3 protein-coding genes and 1 tRNA gene are annotated in these 2,459 nt (G+C 65.8%); all 4 read right to left on the bottom strand.

What is annotated here, in order from left to right:
• Positions 1-79 precede the first annotated feature (79 nt).
• Positions 80-733: a 50S ribosomal protein L25/general stress protein Ctc gene (locus AC04L7_RS16630; RefSeq protein ID WP_435997219.1), complete on the bottom strand. Its 654-nt coding sequence runs from the start codon at positions 731-733 to the stop codon at positions 80-82.
• 112 nt (positions 734-845) lie between these two features.
• Entirely contained in the window at positions 846-1,805 is a 960-nt protein-coding gene (locus AC04L7_RS16625; protein WP_055940747.1) for a ribose-phosphate diphosphokinase, read from the bottom strand.
• Between the two features lie 37 nt (positions 1,806-1,842).
• Positions 1,843-1,918: transfer RNA gene (locus AC04L7_RS16620), tRNA-Gln, on the bottom strand.
• Positions 1,917-2,459, bottom strand: a 543-nt coding sequence (locus AC04L7_RS16615; protein ID WP_475513449.1) for a 4-(cytidine 5'-diphospho)-2-C-methyl-D-erythritol kinase, incomplete at its 5' end; no start/stop codon positions are given. The genes AC04L7_RS16620 and AC04L7_RS16615, both read right to left, overlap by 2 nt.

The following is a 2,459-nucleotide window of genomic DNA, read 5'->3' as shown; positions in this document are numbered from 1 at the left end:
GTCCGACGATGAGGCGCAAGCCTGCCATGGGGACGCACCGCGCACCTGCGCCCGCCGAAGCGGGCGCAGGATCACGCGATTACTTGTCGTCCTTCTTGGCGACCTTGGACGCCGGCACTTCCGCCGATTCCGCCGGCGCTTCCTCGACCTCTTCCTTGCCGTGCTTGGCGATCACGACGGCGACGTCGTGTTCCTTGCCCAGCTTCAGTTCGGGAATGGTGACGCCGGCCGGCAGCTTCACTTCCGACAGGTGGACCACCGCGCCGATGGCCAGGTCGGCCAGGTCGATCTCGATGAATTCCGGCAGGTCCTTCGGCAGGCACTCGACGACGACTTCGTTCAGCTCGTGGGTGACGACGACTTCGGCGGACTTGCCGGCCGGCGACTTGTCTTCGTTGAGGAAGTGCAGCGGCACTGCGGTGCGCAGCGTCTCGTTCTCGTTCACGCGCTGGAAGTCCAGGTGCATGATCTGCTGCTTGAACGGATGGCGCTGCATGTCACGCAGCAGCACCTTCTGGATGTCGCCGTTGAGGCTCAGGTCCAGGATCGACGAGTAGAACCAGTCGTGCTGGGAGGCCAGCCAGACTTCGTTATGGTTCAGCTGGATGCTGACCGGCTTCAGTTCGCCACCGTAAACGATGGCAGGCACGGCGCCCGCGTGACGGAGGCGGCGGCTCGCACCCTTACCCTCGTCTTCGCGGCGCTCGACCTTGATTTCATGCGTCTTAGCCATTGGATTCACTACCTAGTTGTTGGACCGCCCTTCGGCGATCTGATGAAAGGTTCACCCGCGACCAGATGAACCCGGAAAGCCGCGCACCGGTGAACCGGGGCGCAGCGGAGACTCAATCCACGTACAGCGAACTGACCGACTCGCCGAAGGCGATGCGGCGGATCGTTTCCGCCAGCAGTTCCGCCACAGACAGCTGGCGGATCTTGCTGCATCCCTGCGCCTGCGGCGAGAGCGGGATGGTATCGGTGACGACGAGTTCATCGAGCACCGAATTGTTCAAGTTGTCCACCGCCGGGCCGGACAGCACGGGGTGGGTGCAGTACGCCGCCACCTTGTTGGCACCGTGCTGCTTCAGTGCCGCGGCCGCGGCGCAGAGCGTGCCGGCGGTGTCGACGATGTCGTCCACCAGCACGCAGTCCTTGCCTTCCACGTCGCCGATGATGTTCATCACCGTGGCGACGTTGGCGCGCGGGCGGCGCTTGTCGATGATCGCCAGGTCGGCGTCGTCCAGGCGCTTGGCCACCGCACGGGCGCGGACCACGCCACCCACGTCAGGCGACACGACCAGCAGGTTTTCCGTGCCGTAGGCACGCCAGATGTCGGCCAGCAGTAGCGGCGACGCGTACACGTTGTCGACCGGGATATCGAAGAAGCCCTGGATCTGGTCGGCGTGCAGGTCGACCGTCAGCACGCGATCCGCGCTGACCGCACCGAACATCTTCGCCGCCACCTTCGCCGTGATCGGCACGCGCGAAGAGCGCATGCGGCGATCCTGGCGGGCGTAGCCGAAATACGGCACCACCGCGGTGACGCTGCTGGCCGATGCGCGCTTCAGCGCGTCGATCAGGACCAGCAGTTCCACCAGGTTCTCGGCACTCGGCGCGCACGTGGGCTGCACGACGAACACTTCCTGCCGGCGGACGTTTTCCTGGATCTCGACCTGGACTTCGCCATCCGAGAAGCGGGACACCAGCGCCTTGCCCGGACGCACGCCCAACTCGCGGCAGATGCTGTTCGCCAACGGCTTGTTGGCGTTGCCGGAGAAGACAAGCAGGTTGCGTTCGTCTTGCATGGGTCGTCTCGGCAGGCGCAGCGTGACACGGGTGAATTGGCAGGGGCGGAAGGATTCGAACCTACGAATGCCGGGATCAAAACCCGGTGCCTTAACCACTTGGCGACGCCCCTAGGCGTTTTTCTCCGTCCCGCGACACGATGCCAGCGCGCGCAGCAGTGGCGATCGCGCGGCGCCCTCCACCACCCAGGCATGCAGCCCGGACGGCAAGGTCGCCAGCGCGGCCTCGGCCGAGTCCCGATCGGCGAACTCCACGAAGCAGCCGCCGCCGGAACCCGTCAATCGTGGCGTACCGACGTGCGACAGGGCCTGGAAGACCGCCTCGATGGCAGGCTCCCGGCGACGCACGACCGGCTCGAACACGTTGCCGAGCAGTGATCCCGAAACGAAGTCGGATATTTTCGCGGGTGCAGCATCACGCGTCAAATGCGGCGATGCGAACAGGGCCGCCGTAGGCACATGGACGCCGGGATCCACCAGCAGGTACCAGGCGGGGGGAAGCGCCAACGGCGTCAGGACCTCGCCCACGCCTTCCGCCCAAGCATTCTCGCCGCGGACGAAGACGGGCACGTCGGCCCCCAGCCGAAGGCCCAGTGCCGCCAGGCGGTCCATGCCCAGATTGCACCCCCATAGTCGGTCCAGCGCCACCAGCAC

It is taken from the genome of Pseudoxanthomonas sp. LjRoot204_2 (assembly GCF_056175765.1).
This window is presented reverse-complemented; position numbering and strand designations above follow the sequence as displayed.